The organism is Embleya sp. NBC_00888 (assembly GCF_045207655.1).
Taxonomy (GTDB): Bacteria; Actinomycetota; Actinomycetes; order Streptomycetales; family Streptomycetaceae; genus Embleya.
In genome coordinates this window covers 1,724,921-1,741,581 of sequence record NZ_CP108784.1, presented here as the reverse complement: position 1 = coordinate 1,741,581, position 16,661 = coordinate 1,724,921, and the positions used below count along the sequence as shown (strand labels likewise).

12 protein-coding genes are annotated in these 16,661 nt (G+C 70.5%); 5 read left to right on the top strand and 7 right to left on the bottom strand.

The genetic code is table 11. The features are described 5' to 3' along the window. The first annotated feature begins 226 nt into the window (after window positions 1–226). A complete protein-coding gene (fhuB, locus tag OG948_RS06775; protein ID WP_406294610.1) occupies window positions 227–2,482 on the top strand; it encodes a Fe(3+)-hydroxamate ABC transporter permease FhuB in 2,256 nt (751 codons plus the stop codon). 203 nt (window positions 2,483–2,685) lie between these two features. Then, window positions 2,686–3,561, top strand: coding sequence for a SigB/SigF/SigG family RNA polymerase sigma factor (locus OG948_RS06770; RefSeq protein ID WP_406294608.1), 876 nt, complete (start codon window positions 2,686–2,688; stop codon window positions 3,559–3,561). Window positions 3,562–3,661: 100 nt separating this feature from the next. Here the strand turns inward: OG948_RS06770 and OG948_RS06765 are convergent, their stop codons facing one another. Further along, on the bottom strand, window positions 3,662–4,078 hold the full coding sequence (locus OG948_RS06765; RefSeq protein ID WP_406294606.1) for an SRPBCC family protein: 417 nt from the start codon (window positions 4,076–4,078) through the stop codon (window positions 3,662–3,664). A gap of 310 nt (window positions 4,079–4,388) precedes the next feature. Between OG948_RS06765 and secA2 the strand changes: the two genes are divergently transcribed. Both secA2 and OG948_RS06755 read left to right on the top strand, forming a co-directional pair. Then, the gene (secA2, locus tag OG948_RS06760; protein WP_406294605.1) at window positions 4,389–6,728 is read left to right on the top strand and encodes an accessory Sec system translocase SecA2; all 2,340 of its coding nucleotides are present in this window, start codon (window positions 4,389–4,391) and stop codon (window positions 6,726–6,728) included. 196 nt (window positions 6,729–6,924) lie between these two features. Then, complete coding sequence (locus OG948_RS06755; RefSeq protein ID WP_406294604.1) at window positions 6,925–7,428, top strand: hypothetical protein; 504 nt, start codon at window positions 6,925–6,927, stop codon at window positions 7,426–7,428. Between the two features lie 226 nt (window positions 7,429–7,654). Here OG948_RS06755 and OG948_RS06750 read toward each other — a convergent pair whose 3' ends face one another. From OG948_RS06750 to OG948_RS06740, 3 genes are all read right to left on the bottom strand, one after another. Then, entirely contained in the window at window positions 7,655–8,077 is a 423-nt protein-coding gene (locus tag OG948_RS06750; protein WP_406294603.1) for a hypothetical protein, read from the bottom strand. Window positions 8,078–8,094: 17 nt separating this feature from the next. After that, entirely contained in the window at window positions 8,095–8,883 is a 789-nt protein-coding gene (locus tag OG948_RS06745; protein WP_406294602.1) for a polymorphic toxin-type HINT domain-containing protein, read from the bottom strand. A gap of 190 nt (window positions 8,884–9,073) precedes the next feature. Next, the gene (locus OG948_RS06740; RefSeq protein WP_406294601.1) at window positions 9,074–11,767 is read right to left on the bottom strand and encodes a DUF6493 family protein; all 2,694 of its coding nucleotides are present in this window, start codon (window positions 11,765–11,767) and stop codon (window positions 9,074–9,076) included. 270 nt (window positions 11,768–12,037) lie between these two features. On the opposite strand from OG948_RS06740, the gene OG948_RS06735 reads away from it, so the two are divergent. Then, window positions 12,038–12,415 (top strand): RNA-binding S4 domain-containing protein, encoded by a 378-nt coding sequence (locus OG948_RS06735; protein WP_402232905.1) that lies wholly within the window; start codon window positions 12,038–12,040, stop codon window positions 12,413–12,415. Between the two features lie 43 nt (window positions 12,416–12,458). Here the strand turns inward: OG948_RS06735 and OG948_RS06730 are convergent, their stop codons facing one another. From OG948_RS06730 to OG948_RS06720, 3 genes are all read right to left on the bottom strand, one after another. Continuing rightward, complete coding sequence (locus tag OG948_RS06730) at window positions 12,459–14,087, bottom strand: APC family permease (protein ID WP_406294599.1); 1,629 nt, start codon at window positions 14,085–14,087, stop codon at window positions 12,459–12,461. A 386-nt stretch (window positions 14,088–14,473) separates the two neighbouring features. Then, window positions 14,474–15,685, bottom strand: a complete 1,212-nt coding sequence (locus tag OG948_RS06725) for a Cmx/CmrA family chloramphenicol efflux MFS transporter (protein WP_406294598.1) — start codon at window positions 15,683–15,685, stop codon at window positions 14,474–14,476. Between the two features lie 190 nt (window positions 15,686–15,875). Further along, complete coding sequence (locus OG948_RS06720) at window positions 15,876–16,457, bottom strand: TetR/AcrR family transcriptional regulator (RefSeq protein ID WP_406294596.1); 582 nt, start codon at window positions 16,455–16,457, stop codon at window positions 15,876–15,878. Between the last annotated feature and the right edge of the window lie 204 nt (window positions 16,458–16,661).

Here is a 16,661-nt window from a genome sequence, read left to right as displayed (position 1 = left end):
ACTTCGCACGTACGGTCGATGGTGGTGGGGGTGTCCTCGAGCCGCCCGAACCCGCGTGGCCGACCGGCGCCCACTCCCGGCGGCCATCCTTCGAAACACCCCTCGGGGCCCGCGAGGACGGCGCATCGGCGTCGCGTTCGCGGGCGCCCGATGGGACCCGGGCGGGTGTCCGGGGGTGCTCGGGAGTCCCTCGAAGGGCCGTGTCTTCTTAGGTTAGCCTCACCTTATGACTGTGCATCAGCCGATTCCGGGAAAGTCGGCGGGTTTCCCGAGCGACCCCGCCGACGCGACGCCCGAGCCCACCGCGGACGATCGCCCCGACGCCCTGTCGAGGAACCCGCACGGCCGGCGCACGGTGCTGCTCTCGGCGATCGCGCTGGTGGCCGGCGTACTGGTGCTGGCCGGGCTCTCGCTCTCGGTGGGGGCCGGCGAGGTCGGCGCGCGCGGCGCGTTCGACTACCTCTTCGACCGGGGCGGCGCGCGCTCGGACAGCCATCTGACCCTGGTCATCCGCGATCTGCGGCTTCCGCGCACGCTGACCGCGCTGCTCGCGGGCGCCGCGCTGGGTACTGCCGGCTGCCTGCTCCAGACGGTCACCCGCAACCCGCTCGCCGAGACCGGCCTGCTCGGCGTCAACGCCGGCGCCTCGCTCGGTGTCGTACTCGGCATCACCCTGGTCGGCGTGCAGACCGGATACGGCTACCTGCTCTGGGCGTTCGCCGGTTCGGCGGTGGCCGGACTGCTCGTGCTGCTGATCTCCGGTCAGCGCGGCGGCGGTTCGCCGATGCGTCTGGTACTCGCCGGCGCGGCGCTGAGCGCGACCTTCGGCGGCATCACCAACGTGTTGATCGTCAACTCGGCCGAGGCGTACGACACGTTCCGCTTCTGGGTGCTCGGCTCGCTGGCCGGCATCCAGGGCTTCGAGTCGCTCGGCAGCCTTTCCCCGGTGCTCGCGGTCGGGTTCGCCATCGCGCTGCTGACCTCCCGATCGTTGTCCGCCCTGGTCCTGGGCGACGACCTGGCCCGCAGCCTGGGCCACCGCCCGGCGTGGACCCGGGTCCTGGTCGCGTTGGCGGTGACCCTGCTCACCGCTTCCTCGGTCGCCCTGGTCGGCCCGATCTCCTTCCTCGGCCTGCTCGCGGGCTTCCTCGCCCGCACCCTGGTCGGCCCCCGGATCCCGGCGCAACTGTGCTTCGCGGCGCTGATCGGCGCGGGCGTCCTGACCGCCGCAGACGTGGTGGCCCGCGTGGTGTCCCGGCCGTTCGAGGCCCCGGTCTCGATGATCGTCGCGCTGATCGGCGCACCACTGCTGATCGGCGTGGTCCGCTCGCGGCGGCTGGGCGCGCTCGGCCTGACCGACCCGGCCACCGCCGAGCCGGTCACCCGCAACACCCGCCACTCGCCGCTCCGGCCGCTGCTCACCCGACTGCCGCGTCGGCTGCGCGCGGTGCCCGAACACCTGGTGCTGCGCCGGGGCGGCCTGTCGCTGCTGCTGCCCGGCCGGGCCGTACTGACCACGACCGTGCTCGCCGTCGCCCTGGTCGGCGCGGTCGTACTGTCCGTCTACTCCGGACAGCGCGAACTGGGCCTGGTCCGCACCTTCGACGCGGTCTTCGGCCGCGGCGACCACTTCGACGTGCTGCTCGTCCGGGAGTTCCGGCTCGGCCGGATCATCGCCGGGGTCGCGGCGGGCGCCGCGCTGGGCGTCGCGGGCTGTCTGACCCAGACCCTGGCCCGAAACCGGCTGGCCACCCCGGAGTTGCTCGGCGTCAACGACGGCGCGACCGCGGCCGTGCTGATCTCCGTCACGTTCAGCGCGAGCGGCACCTTCGGCGCGTGGTGGGCCGGACCGATCGGCGCGATGGTCGCCGTCGTGGTGGTCACCGCGGTCGCCGGCGGTCTGGGCCAACGCGGGTATCGGGTCCTGGTGGTGGGCCTCGCGTTGTCCGCACTGGCCTCGGCGATCACCCAGGTGGTGCTGTCCCGACGCTCGCTCAACTCGGCCAGTGCGCTGTACGTGTGGAGTTTGGGCAGCCTGAACGGGCGCGGCTACGACGTGGCCGGGCCGGTACTGATCGGCCTGGCCGTGCTGGTCCCGCTCGCGCTCGTGCTCGGCCGCAAGCTGGACGTGCTGCGCTTCGACGACTCCACCGCCGCCTCGCTGGGGGTGGACCCGGCCCGGATCCGGATGATCTGCCTGATCGCGGCGGTGTGCCTGGCCGGGCTGGCGGTCGGGATCTGCGGACCGGTGGGCTTCATCGCGCTGGCCGCGCCGGTGATCGCCGGCCGACTGGCCGGGCCGCTGCGGGTGCCGATCCTCGGATCGATGCTGGTCGGCGCGATCCTGATCGTGCTGGCCGACATGCTCGGCCGCGTCGTGCTGGACGGCGCGGAGATTCCGGTCGGCGTGGTCAGCACGGTGCTCGGAGGACCGTTCCTGCTCTGGGTCCTCCTGGGCCGATCCGGCGCGACCCGCGCGTAGGGGTGTTCCGAGATATTTCCGCGCCGAACACGTGTACGTCCAAAGTGGCGGGGCAATTATGGCCGGGCACCGCTCATCACGCACCATGTGGAGCGCGGATGTGTGGCAACAGGACGAGTAGGCTACGGATCAGTACGTCACAAACCGGTACGTCGCAGACATGTGCGCCACAGACAAGTACGACACAGAGGGGGAGGTCGACCATGAACCCGGGCACCGACACCGCGTCCATAGCCGCCGTGGAGGCCACTCGCTTCGCGTCTTCCGGCGCGCCGGAGACAGTCGAGTTGCCGGCCGTCGAAGACATGGCGGAGGTCACCGCGAGCGACGCGCGCGCGATGTCCAAGGTGCTCTTCGATCGACTGCGGGTGTTGGAAGAGGGCACGCACGAGTACCAGTACGTGCGTAACACCCTGATCGAGCTCAACATCCCGCTGGTCCGGTTCGTGGCCGCCCGCTATCGCTCGCGGCACGAGACGACCGAGGAGATGGTCCAGGTCGGCACGATCGGGCTGATCAAGGCGATCGACCGCTTCGACGCGTCGTTCGGGACCGAGTTCCCGACCTTCGCGATCCCCACCATCTCGGGGGAGATCAAGCGCTTCTTCCGGGACACCAGTTGGGCCGTGCACGTGCCGCGCCGACTTCAGGAGCTGCGGCTTGAGCTGGCCCGCGCCCGGGACGCGTTCACGTGCGAGTTCGACCGGGAGCCGACGCCCGGCGAGTTGGCCGAGCGACTCGGCCTCAGCGTCGAGGAGGTCACCGAGGGGCTGACCGCCGCCGCCGGCTACTCGGCCGCGTCGCTGGACGCGCCCGCCGGCGACGACGGTCCGACGGAGAGTTACGCCACCCGGTCCTCGTTCGTCGATCCCGGCTTCGAGATCGCGGAGAACCTGCACGTGCTCAAGCCGTTGCTGGCCGCGCTGCCGGAACGCGACCGGGCCATCGTGTCGATGCGGTTCGGTGAGGAACTGACCCAGGCCCAGATCGGCGAACGGCTCGGGATCTCGCAGATGCACGTGTCCCGATTGCTCAATCGCATCCTGACCCGGCTGCGGGCCGACTTCCTGGCCGACTGAGCGACGAGCGCGCGGGTGCCTGAGGCCGGTATTCGCAGCGGCGGATGCCCGAGCGCGGCGACCTCGCCGGCGCGGGGTCGGGCCGCCGCGCGTCCGGGAGTCAGGCCCGCGCGTGGCTCAGCAGCGCGGCCATCGCCTCCGGGAAGTCCGCGGTGATGGCCGCGCCCAGTTCCGGGCCCACCCGGTCGGCGTCCGGACCGGTGATCTCCAGCCGATGCACGACTCGGGTGCCGCCGGTCGGCAGCCGGGTCAGGGTGTGGCCGAACCGGAGCCGCAGGCCGTCGATCTCGGTCTCGTCCGCGTAGCACGCGTTCTCCTCGATCGCCACGATCCGCGAGCGGATGGGTTGTTGCCCGGTCGGGGTCATCGACACATGGCTGCCGACCTCGAACGGGCCCTCCAGCGAGACCGCTTCCATCGAGGTGTCCCAGCGCGCCCAGTTGTCGACGTCGGACAGGACCTTCCAGATCGCCTCGGCGCCGATTTCGGTGTCGACCGTGTGTTCGTGAATCCACATGACGTACTCGCTCCGTCTCCCGTGCGACGATTTAGCCTACGCAGAGATTATCTCTGCGACGACTGAATCACAACCGGCCGCTGATCCGCCGAGGGGGAACAGGCGCACGGCTCGCTTCGTTGTTCGGTCGGCTGCACCGGGCCGAGCCGTCGGGCCGGGCGCGGGCCGACGCGATGGGGTCGGTGTGCGGGATGTGGTGGTTGGGACGCGGTGCGGGGCGCGGTGCTCGGGGCGTGGATGCTCCATCGCACGGCGGCCGGCGTACCCAAGACGACACGGGTGCGCACGCGCCCGCGGAAGTGGAGGTCCAGTGGGATCGTCCGGTGCTCTCACCCGGTCCGTACGTCGCTTCCTGGGCAGACCCGGAACGGTGGCCCCGACGAGCCTGCGCCCGCTGGTGCGGCGCGCGGCAGAGCGCGAGTCGGCGCTGCGCGAACTCTCCGACGCGCGGTTGCGGGCGGCGGCGGACGCGCTGCGGACGCGGGCCGCGGCGGGCTCATGGGACGACGACGCGCTGGTCGAGCTGTGCGCGCTGGGCCGCGAGGCCGGGAATCGCACGCTGGGGGAACGAGCCTTCGACGTACAGCTCCTGGGTGTGCTGAGCCTGCTTCGCGGCACGGTGGTGGAGATGGCCACCGGCGAGGGCAAGACCCTGGTGGGCGCGTTGGCCGCGGCCGGGTTCGCGATGCGGGGCCGGCGGGTGCACGTGTTGTCCGTCAACGACTACCTGGCCCGCCGCGACGCGGAATGGATGCGGCCGGTCTACGAACTCCTGGGCGTACGCGTCGCCCACGTGACCCAGGACGCCACCCACGCGCAGCGGCGGACGGCCTACGCCCAAGACGTCGTGCACGTCGCGGTCGGTGAGGTCGGCTTCGACACGTTGCGCGACCGATTGCGCACCGACGCCTCGGAGTTGGTGCTGCCCGAACCCGACGTGGCGATCATCGACGAGGCCGACGCGGTGCTGATCGACGAGGCCCGGACCCCGCTCGTCCTGGCCGGCGGCGTGGCCTCGGGCCCGGACGAGGCCGAGGCCGCCCGGGTGGTCGCGGACCTGGTCGAGGGGCTGCACTACGAGGCCGAGACGGACGGCATGACCGTGCACCTCACCGACGCGGGCGTGAGCGAGGTGGAACGCGCGCTCGGGGTGGACAACCTGTTCGCGCTCGGTATGGACACGCGCCTGTCCCAGGTCAACGTCGCGCTGTACGCGAGCGTGCTGCTGCGTCGCGACGTCGACTACCTGGTCCGCGAGGGCCGGATCAGCCTGGTGGACGCCAACCGCGGGCGGGTGGCGCAGCGGCAACGCTGGCCCGACGGCCTGCACGCGGCGGTGGAGGCCAAGGAGGGCTTGGTCGCCGGTCCGCGCGGCGAGGTGCTGGACCAGATGATCGTCCAGGACCTGATCGGCGGCTATCCCACGGTGGCCGGGATGACCGGCACCGCGGTGATCGTGGCCGAGCAGCTCCGTGAGTTCTACCGCCTGGAGACCGGCGACCTGCCCACGAACCTGCCGTGCGTACGGGTCGACGAGCCGGACCGGCTGTACGACGGCGAACAGTCGCGCGACGTCGCGGTGATCGACCTGATCGAGCGCACCCACGCCACCGGTCGGCCGATCCTGGTCGGCACCCGGGACGTGGCCAAGTCCGAGCAGATCGGCGCCGCGCTGCGGGAGTCGGGGCTGCGCTGCGCGGTGCTCAACGCCCGGGACGACAGCCGCGAGGCGGCGATCATCGCGGGCGCGGGAGGGGTCGGGGCGATCACCGTGTCCACCCAGATGGCCGGGCGAGGCACGGACATCCGGCTCGGCGGGATCGACGGCGCGGACCACGAACGGGTCGCCGAACTGGGCGGGTTGCTCGTCGTCGGCGTCGGCCGCTACCCCACCCGCCGACTGGACGACCAGTTGCGCGGCCGAGCCGGCCGACAGGGCGACCCGGGCACGTCGGTGTTCCTGACCAGCCTGGACGACGAATCCATCACCCGACACGCCTCCGACCCGCCGCCTCGGCCCACCCGGGTGGAGGCCGACGGTCGCATTCGGGACGCCTCGGTGCGCCGCTGGGTCGAGCAGGCCCAGCGGGTGGCCGAGGGCGCGCTGCTCGACGGTCACCGCACCACATGGCGCTACAACCGGCAACTCCGGCTCCAGCGCGAGGACGTGCTCGAACTGCGCCACCGCGTCCTGCACGGCGACGAGGCGGCCCGGATCCTGGCCGACCTGCGCCCCGAGCGCTGGGCCGAACTACTGGACGCGGTGGGCGAATCGGTCCTGGCCGAGGCCGCCCGACAACTCTTCCTGTACGAACTCGACGAGGCCTGGAGCGAGCACCTGGCCCGCACCGCCGATCTCCGCGAGGGCATCCACCTGCGCGCGCTCGGCCGGCAGAACCCGATCGACGCGTTCCACGCCGAAACGCAACGCGCCTTCGTCCCGCTGATCTCCCGCGCCCGAACCGCCGCGGCCGACCGCCTGGACACCGCCCACATCACCGAATCCGGCCTGGACACCGAACGCTCCGACATCCAACGCCCCAGCTCCACCTGGACCTACATGATCCACGACCAGCCCTTCGCGTCGATGGAGGACCCCTTCCTGACCACCATCGCCAAACGCGTGCGCTCCGGCACCGGGGAGGACTGAGGCGGGCAGGGGTGCGCCTCGGCCTCGGCGCCTGCCGTGAACCCACAGCGTGCCCGGCATGTGCGTCCTCACGACACGTGCTATCCCTGACGGTCCGTTAGGGCCGATGCGAGCCACCGCGCCCGGGGTGATAGAGAGCGCTCCGGGTGCCCCGACTCGTGGTGCGCCGACGACCTCGCACGAATGGGCGATACCAATGCGCACCAAGCTGATCGCCGCGGCCGTCGCCGTGGTCGTGGTGGTTGCCGGAGTCGTCGCGTTCTTCACGCTCCGGGACGACGGCGACGACAAACCGCGACTCCCGGTGGCCCGCAACGCATCCCTGAACCCGGTGGTATGCGCGGCGATCGGCACCGACGACCCGTCCGGCACGGCCACCGCCGAAGCCGCCTGGCAGGCCCTCCTCGACGCCGCCGCCACCGACAAGGTCAACGCCCAACGCCTCCCGATCACCGCTACATCCCCCGCCGACGCGGAGACCTACCTATCCGCCCTGGTAGCCCGCAAGTGCCGCGTCATCGTCGCCACCGGCCTACACGTAACGGCTGCCGCCCGCACGATGGCTGCCCGAGGCACCGAAATCCAATGGGCAGTAGCCGATCCGGGGCAATCGGCTCCCCAAGTGATCGTCCTCTCCACCGACCCACCCACCACTCACACCCAGGTCCGCAGCCTCATCCACACCATCCTGGGTGCCTGACCGCCGTGCCCACTCCGAAGACCACCAGTGCCTTGAGTGGGACGCATTCGACCAGGGCCGGATCGCCGGCATCGTGCTCGGTTTGAACGAGCGGTCCCCTGGCTTGCGCGACGCGGGCCCGAGCCGAACACGTGGCTAAAGCGTCGCAGAGTCGACCGGCCTCACCTGCGAGTGGCCCAACCGAGTTGGGCCGGGGGCGGCGTGCCGCGTGACCCAGCCTGCGATCTCACGCCACACTTCCCGGAAGTTGCTGAAAAGCCGAGATCGCATTATTCAGCTCATTGGAAAGTGCCAGTCGATTCGCTTGCATGAGGCTACGCATCTCCCCGGCAGGGCCTCCCTGTTCGGCACTCTGTCTGAACCGCTCCCAAGCCTCGAATGTACGCCGTGTATGTTTGACAAGGACGTCCGAAATCAAAGCCTGTTCGTGAAAGCTCAACCCCTTTGCCAATGGGCGAAGATAGAATAGGGAATGCTCAGTGATGAAGCGACCCACGAGCGCCAAAATATCATGGTCCAGAAAATCACATGACAGAATCGCGGCGGCCAGGTTGGATTGGACCAATTTTGCGGGTCCGCGCAGCGAATCAGGAATATCCCACTCCTCTCGCGGCTCGTCCAGCCATTCCCATCCTTCGGGTCGAGACACTTTTAATTCCTCCCGCTCTATCTGTGGCGCGCGAGAAGCCAGTCTATCGCCTTATCGTTACGCGTCGGCATATCAACCCCGGCCGCATTCAAGACTTGCGCACAATAAGTCACGCACGCTTGATTCGGCATATCATAGGGTGGATATCTCCCCATGTCTGTCTTGTACATCGCATCCTCCGCCTTCATGACCGCATTCAGAGGCCTGGGGAGGGGAATTTTCACGTTAAGTGTGATGGCTGGCACCTCGCTAGGCTCGAAAGTTGTAACTCCATTAGGACTGCCCGGCCTTCCGAACTGGTGAGTCCGCAGAACTGTGTCACCGTGCCGAATCGTCAGGAAAGCATGCTGATGGCCATCCGGGTAATTGGCCAAATGAACTGTGGCTTCACCGACTTCACCGACTTCACCGGCTTCATCGCCGCAGTTGTGAACGAGAACCGGCGTGGCGCCTGCCAGCACATAGTACGTATGCAGGTCGCCGATGGTGAGGTTGTGGACGGTTCTGTGTTCAACCCATGACCGCGTCGCCGTGAGCTGGACCCAGGTGCCTGCCGAAGTTTGCAGCCATTGGCCCGGCTTGAGGTCCGCGGCGTTCTTCCACTGCCCGAGTTCGGGGATCCAGAAGGGATGGTTGTCGGTGGCGGTCAAGGTATCCGTTTGGGTGCCGGCCGTGCCATCGACATCGACCGTGAGTTCGACGAGGGTCTTGTCACCGGTGCCGGTGATCTCCGCAGTGACCGTCCGGGGTAGGCGGGCTCTACCTCGCCGGTATCGCGATGTCGACTTTTCAATAAAGCTGCTCATGTTGGGGCGTATGGGTTCCATACGCGCGTCACCGGGCTAATGGCGAGCAAAATCGTGAATCGAAATTTGGCCGGCCGGAGCCTGGTTTCAGCCATGAATTCGTCGTGGGCGATGCGCGACTTGGCTTTCGTTCTCGGGAAAGGCGACCTCCCCGCCCGAGAAAACCGGTATCGGCCCGTGGCCGTCGGGTTCAGGGGCCGGTCAGGGTGGTGAGTAGGCGGCGGGCTTCGGTTCGGGTTCGGGAGGGGCCGGGGGCGGCGGCTTCGGGGAGGCCGGGGATGGAGTCGCGGGCGCCGGTGGTGGCGGCCACGTGGACGGCCAGTTCGAGGAGGTCGGCGTGGCGGGTGGGTGGTGGTGTGGCGCCCAGGGTGTGCGGGAGGGCGGCGCGGAGCAGGTCCCAGACGGCTTCGGCGGCGCCCGCGTCGGCGAGGTCGCGCAGGGCCGGGACGACGCGGGTCAGGGTGAGTTCGCCGTCGGCGGTCATCCGGCCCAGCAGGTCGCCGAGGTGGGCCCCGTCCGGAAGGCCGCGTGCCGCGAGGATGGTCAGTGCGTCCGTGGCATGCGTACGGTCGGTGCGGTCGCGGGCGTTGAGGCCGTGGGCCAGGGCCAGGGCGAGCCCGACGCCGACCGGGCCGTCCGCGCCGGCGAGCATCGGGAGCAGGTGCCCGTCGCCGCGGCCGGACCGGGTGCGATGGGCGAACTGCGGTACCAGGTGCGCGGCGATCAGGTCCCGATCGACGGGTAGGAAGGACGGCAGGCAGGACGACCAGCGCGCGTTGGCCGCATAGTCGTAGCCGTCCAGGAGCCACTGCTCGGGTGTGCCGAGCCCGAGTCGGGTCCCGGTCGGCACCATGGCGAGGGTCGCGGTCACCGGCTCGGCGTTCCGGTACCCGTACCGACCGCGGTCGGTGGACCGCCGCACGGCCTCCGCCGGCCCGGCCGAGGGTACGTGTCCGGCGGCCAGCCGCAGCGCCGCCCGGTCGCCCTCGGGTGTACCCAACGCCGCCGCCCGCGCGGCGAGTTCGGGCTCCGGGTCGATCGGCAGCCGGCGCAGCGCGTGCTCCAGGTCGAACGGCCAGGGTCGCCATCCCTCGGCCGCCGCGCGGCTCAGCCGATCGACGAACACGGCCGGCTCGATCAGGCCGTTCACCGCCGTGGGCGTGGAGAGCAGCATCGGCCGGGGCGCATAGGCCATGCCGACCGCGATCGCGCGCAGCCGGCGGGCGTACACCTCGTGCAACGCCGTCGACTTCGGTCGTCGCAGCAAGGCCCGCCAGTGCTGTTCGCCGGGTGTCGGGTCGACGCCGGGATAGGGGTCGGCGGGCCCGCCCCGGGCGGGGGCGACGGCCGCGACGACCATGTGCGTCAACGGGTCGGCGTACGGCGGCGGCGATTGGTAGGGGTCGTCCGGGGACACCTCGGGAAGTTCGCTCGGCAGGTACGGGTGCTGCGCGCACACCGGTTCCAGCGTGGTCCGCAACCCCGCTCGATCGGCGGTGGAGAAGGCGACGAGGGCGGCGAGTACCCGCTCGATCGCGACCGGGTCGGGCCCGCCGCGGGACTGCCGCCACAGCGCCGCGATCTCGACCGCCAATTCCATCGGGTCCTCGATCGGCGGGGGCATCTCCTCGGGAACGAACTCGGGCAGCGGGAGCGGCTCCGGTGCGGCCCGACCGTGCCCGGCGCCCAGCCTGTCCCGCTGGTCCGGAGGCAATCCGACGGCAGCGGCCAGCAGTTCGTCCCGATCCCGACGGTCCGCGTGATCGATCCAGCGCAGCGCCGAGGAGACGGCCCGGTGCTGGAGATCCGCCGGCTGCTGGGCGAACGTGACGGCGAGCACCGACAGCGCCGCGCCGGCGCGCGCCGCCGGGTCGCGCCCGGTCACCGTGTCCAGCCACCCCAACGCGGTGCGGACGAGCTTCTTCTCGGTCCGGGTGCACGCGGCGCCCACGGCGTCCAGGGCAAGCTCGGCCGGCAGTACCCCGGCGCCATCGGCCCGGATCAGCGCGGCCAGCGCGACGTTCGCCACCGAGCCGGGCGCCATCGTCAGCAGGCCCACCAACTCCCGGGCGTGTGCGGTGATCTCCTCGGGGGTGGCGGCCAGTGCGTCGAACACCCGCAGATGGCCCGCAAGTTCGGTGGGCCGCCCGGGCCGACCGAGTCGGGCGACGCACGCGGCGATCACGTCCGCCCGGCCGACCCGACCCTGCGCTATCAGGTCCGGGAACGAGTCCGGCCAGGTCGGCCACCGGTCGAAGAGCGCGCCCACCCCGTCGACCTCGAACAACCGCAGCAGCAGCGCCGCGCTCCGGTCGCGGTCGCCGGGCAGACGGGAACTCCCCAGCGAGGCAAGGGTCGACGAGGCGGGGATCGACGAACCGCGAGGCGACAGGAGGTTGCTGTTCCACGGCTCGCGGAGCCAGGCCAGCAGGTAGCCGTCGCTCAACGGCGGAGGCGTCCCGGTCGCCGCCGTCAGCGCCTCGACCAGGAGGTAGCGCTGCCGCTCTTCCTGCCGCACGGGCAACCGCTCGGCCAGGTGGGTCATCAGCGCCGGCAGCCAATTCGGCGCCCGATCCGACAGCGCGGCCATCACCAGCTCCACGCCGACCTCGTCGGTGACGTCGTCCGACCACATGCGCAGCGGGTTCCGGCCCAGCCACGCGGCCAGGGGGACGGCTCCGGGCAGTGTCGCCGCGCCCGCCACGGCCAACGCGGGTCGGCGGCGCCAGGCCCGGGCGCCGCCGCGCCGTTCGGCACGTTCATAGGCGACGAGCGGCGCGACCAGCGCCTTGCGCCCGGCGGCATCGAGGCCGTGCAGGGCCGCGCCGACCGCGCGCGGGTCCTCGGCCTCGATCAGCTTGTGCAGCGTCGCCCACTCGGTCATTCGATCCCCACCGCTCTCGCGCCTCCCATGCCGATCCTCCCGACGGATCCGACCGCTCCCGACGACGCGTCGTCGCGCGGCGTCGCCGCATACGGTGCCGGCGCCGGCCGACATCGCGCGACCGGGGAGGCGGGCGGGCGGTGCGGCGGGTGGGTCGAAGCGCGGGCGGGACGGAACGAGGGTGGGCGGTGCGGCGGGTGAGTCGAAGCGGGCGGCCCGGAACGAGGGCGCTGCGGGCCACGACGGGGGTTCTCGTTCTAGAGTCGGGTCATGGCAACAACAGACGAGGGGACCGTACGGGTCGACAGTTGGATCTGGTCCGTGCGCCTGACCAAGACCCGCTCGCTCGCCGCCGCGGCCTGCAAGGCCGGGCACGTGCGGGTCAACGGCGACAAGGTGAAGCCCGCCCAGTCGATCAGGATCGGCGACGAGGTGCGGGTGCGGCAGGACGGCCACGAGCGGATCGTGGTGGTCAAGCGCATCGTCCGCAAGCGGGTCGGGCCGCCCGTGGCCGCCGAGTGTCTGATCGACAACAGCCCCCCGCCGCCGCCCCGCGAAGAGGTGGTCGTGGTCGCCCGACGCGATCGTGGCGCGGGCCGCCCGACGAAGCGGGACCGGCGGGTGTTGGAACAGTTCCGCGAGCATTGACGGGTGGTGGGCCCGACTCCCCGGACGGGCCCACCGACCCGGGTCAGCGCTCCGCCGGACCGCTCGGTCCGGTGGATCCGCTCGACCCCGCGGGCGTGGCCGGCGCGGGCAGCGGCTCCGGCTCGGCCACCGCGCGCGGCAGCGTCTCGCCGCGGAAGAACGCCGGATGCGCGAACCGGTACCCGAGCATCAACACGGCACCCAGGAGCAACGCGCCGATCCCGGTCAGGAACACCCCGCCCAGTTGCCAGTGCGGCGGGAACGGCAGGGTCCAGTAGGTGGTGCCGTAGTCCTTGTCCGCGTACACGATGCACGCGTCGACGAAGAAGTACGCCAACAACGCGCCGCCCAGGCCCGGCATGATGCCCTTGGTGATCAGATCGCGCCGGCTGCGGGTGAGTACGCGTCGGTAGAACCACACGCACGTGAACCCGGTGATGCCGTAGTAGAACGCGATGGCCAGCCCGATCGAGCCGATCGAGTCGGTCAGCACGTTGGTACTGACTCGGGTGATCGCCACGTAGAAGGCCACCGACGCGATACCCATCCCGACCGTGGACCAGGTCGGCACCAGGTTCCTGCTGTGCACGCGGGCGAACTTCTCCGGGATGGCCCGGTGCGCGGCCATCGACAGCGCGGTACGCGCGGTCGGCAGGATCGTGGTCTGGGTGGACGCGGCCGAGGAGGTCAGCACCATGAACACGAGCAGCTTGGCCATGAACCAGCCGAACCCCTCGGTGCCGAACACGCTCGATCCGAGCCCGGACAGCACGTCCCCGGAGTTGTCCGGATTGGCCAGGCCGCCGCCGGTGTCGCCGGCGCCCGCGAAGGACAGCGCCGAGGTGCTGATCAGGACGTAGATCAGGAGCAGCAGCACGGTCGAGATCACCGCGGCCCGCCCGGGCGTGTGCTTGGTGTCGGCGGTCTCCTCGTTGATCGCGACGGCGGTGTCCCAACCCCAGTAGATGAACACCGCGGCCAACACGCCCTTGGTCAGCGCGTCGATCGAGTCGATCTCGAACGGGTTGAACCAGGACCAGCCGATGTGCACCGAGCCGTCCGGCGCGTTGCCGAGGTAGACCTTCCACAGCGCGGTCAGGCCGAGCGCGATCAGGACCACGACCTCGATGGTCAGCAGCACCTTCTGGAGGTTCGCGGACAGCTCGATGCCGACGTAGCAGATCCAGGTCATCAGGACGATCCACACGACACCGGCGAACGTCGTCCAGAAGGTGTCCTCGGCCAGGCCGTGGGCGCCGATCAGTTGGAAGCCGTACTCGCCCGCGATCTGCGCGAGGTTGGCCATCACGATGACGTCCGCGACGATGATCGCCCAGCCGCCCATCCAGCCGGTCATCGGGCCGAACGTACGCGATCCCCACGTGAACGTGGTGCCGCAGTCGGGGGTGTCCTCGTTGAGTTCCTTGTAGCCGTAGGCGATCAGGAACATCGGGATGAAGGCCAGGACCATGACGATCGGCGACTGGAGACCGACGCCTGCCACGATGATGCCGAGCGTCGCGGCGATGCTGTAGGCCGGTGCGGTGGAGGCGAGTCCGATCACGACACTGGAGGCGAGGCTCAGCGCGCCGGTCTTGAGGCCCTTCTCGCCGGCTGCGCGACGCAGCGGCGGTTCGGGCGAGGCGGGTCTTGCGGGGTCGCTGGTGACCATGGTGAACCGTCCTGTCCTAGACGGGTGCTATCTACCCGTTTGACCGAAAACGGACCATCGGAAGCAGGCCATCAGATTAGACCCGCCGACAACCCGGCCGGCAGCCCCGAAGCCCAGGGAAATCAAGGGATCTGATGCCACGTCAGGCGCATCGGACCGGCCCGTCGCGGGATGCGACGGGACGGTCACGTCGTGGCGCGGATTCGGGGGCGGGCGGATAGCGGGGCGTCGGGGTGTCGGGTTGTTCGTCGCGGTGTGCGTTGGGTGTCGCGGTTGCGTGTCGTGTTTGCGTTCGCGTGTTGTGTTCGGGCGTTGTGTTCGCGCGTCGTGTTCGTGTATCGCGTTCGTGTATCGCGTTCGCCTACCGCGTCCGCGTCCGTGTGCCGCTACGCCGAGAGCCCGGCCGGCTCCGGTGTCGCGACGGTCGGCGTCTCGGGCTCGGCCGCGCCGGCTCGGGTACGCATGCGCGAGTCGATCCGGGCGGCGGCCAGTCCGGCGAGGCCCAGGCCCGCGCCGACCCAGGCGACGGCGGCGTAGTCGAAGCCCGCCGCGATCACCCGACCGCCCAGGAGCGGGCCGATGGTGATGCCGACGTTGAACGACGCCGTGTTGGCCGCGCCGGCCAGCGTGGGTGCGTCGGCCGCGATGGCGAACACCCGGGCGTTGACGGCCGGGTTGGCCGCGAAGCCGGCGAGTCCGAGGAGGAAGACCAGGGCGAGGGTGATCGGGACGTTCTCGGCGGTGAGCGCGAGCAGGATCGACACGGCCACGATGGTGCCGATGCTCGCGTACAGCGTGCCGAACGGGTGCTCGTCGGCCACCCGGCCGCCCACGGTGATGCCGACCACCGCGCCCACGCCGTACCAGGACAGCACGAGCGGTACCCACGCCTCGCCGATGCCGGTGGTGTTGGTCAGCATCGTGCCCAGGTAGCTGAAGACGGCGACGACGGCGCCGAAGCTGAACGCGGTGGTCGCGTAGGCGACCCATAGTTGTGGCCGGCGCATCGAGCGCAGTTCGGTACGTACCGAGCGCGGCGCCTCGTGGGTTGGGCGCCCGGGCGGCAGGACCACGTACACCGCCACGGTGCTCAGTGCGGTGAGGGCGGCGACCGCCCAGAACGCCGCGCGCCAGCCGGCCCAGTTGCCGATCATGGTGCCGAGCGGGAGGCCGACGACGGTGGCCAGCGACAGGCCGCCCGCCACCACGGCCATCGCCTTGGCCTTGGCGTTCGACGCGACCAGGCCGAGTGCGGTGACGGCGGCGACGGCCCAGAAGCCGGCGTACGCGACGGCGCTGACGAAGCGGGTGGCCAGCACGAGCCAGTAGCCGGGCGCGAGCGCGCCGACCACGTGGCCGAGGATGAAGACGACCTGGAATGCGATCAGCGCGGTACGGCGCGGCCATTGCAGCGTGGCGACCGCGAGCAACGGCGCGCCGACGACCATGCCGACGGCGAAGGCCGAGATCAGCAGGCCGGCGTCGGGGATGGACACGCCGAGGTCGTCGGCCATCGTTTCGAGCAGCCCGGAGAGCATGAACTCCGAGGTGCCTTGCGCGAATATGCCTAGGCCGAGGATGTAGACGGCTAGGGGCATGGGGACTCCCGAGTCGGTGGTGTGCGGGTGGAGGTGGCGGATCTCGTTTTGTAATGAACGGTTCAAAACATGGGCATGCGTGATCCTGCGTGATCCGCGGCGAGAGTGCGTGGGCGTGCGGGAGTGCGGGCGCGAGGCGTCGGCCGTCGGGTCGTCGGGTCGGTCGTGACCTTTGTGCGGCGGCGGTGTCCTACAGCAGGCCGAGCGTCGTGTTCGCGAGCGCATCCAGGCCGGCGCGGTTCACGCCGCTGCGTGAGGCCAGGCGGATGGCCGAGACCGTACCGATCACGGTGTGCGCGAGGGCGTCGGTGTCCTTGGCCGGATCCACGTCGCCGTCGAGCCGACCGACGTCGATGGCCGCCTTGATCGCGGCATGCCGGCGCTCGTAGTCGCGCTTGAGCAGCGAGGCCACCTCCGGGTCGCGGCCCGCGAGTTCGATCGCGGTGTTCACGACCAGGCAGCCCCGGCGGTCGCCGGTCTCCTCGTCCTCGTCGATCACGATCGCGGCCAACAGCTCGCGGATCTTGTCGTGAATGGGCCGATCGCTCTCCAGGTTCGCGACCTGAATGGTCGTCATGTGCTCGATGTAGCGACGCAGCGCCCGCAGGAACAGATCGTGCTTGCTGCTGAAGGTGTTGTAGATACTGCTACGGCCCAACCCGGTCGCGTCACAGAGGTCCTGCGTCGACGTCGCCTCATAGCCGGTCGCCCAAAACGCCTCGAGCGCCGCCTGCACCGCCTGCTCCTCATCAAACTGCCGTGGTCGAGCCATGCAAGAACGCTAACAGATTTTGTAACCACCAGTCCAATATCTCCGACGTCCGCCCCGCCCCCGCGCGCCTCGCCTCGCACCGCACCGCACCGCACCGCACCCGGATGTGTCGCGTGTCGCCGCACTCCCACGCGCGTTGCAGCGCGTCGCGCCCACGCGTACGGCGCCTCGCGCTGCGCCCATCTGTGCGTTGTGCCGCGCCCG